General features: G+C 66.9%; 1 protein-coding gene. It reads right to left on the reverse strand.

Annotation, left to right across the window (positions count from 1 at the left end; translation table 11 throughout):
- Window positions 1-275 (reverse strand): TIM-barrel domain-containing protein (locus CN601_RS22310; RefSeq protein ID WP_142317418.1); only part of this gene is annotated, 275 nt, incomplete at both ends.

Raw genomic sequence — 275 nt, forward strand, 5'->3', positions numbered from 1 at the left:
GTCCCACATCAGGCCGCGCACCGGCGGCGCGCCGGTCTGCGCGGCCTCGTGCACCAGCCCGTACATGTACGGGGTCAGGCGCATCTTCAACTTCAGGTAATCGCGGTTGATGCTGCGATAGGGCTCGTCGTACCACCACGGGTGCTTGCGCGCGTTCGACGACCAGCCGCTCATGCCCATCAGCACCGGGGTGAACGCTTTCCACTGCAGGTCGCGGGTGAAGGTCTCGGCGCTGCCGCCGAAGATCGCATCGACGTCGCCACTGGCGTAGGCCA

This window comes from Bacillus sp. AFS017336 (assembly GCF_002555445.1).
Taxonomy (GTDB): Bacteria; Bacillota; Bacilli; order Bacillales; family Bacillaceae_G; genus Gottfriedia.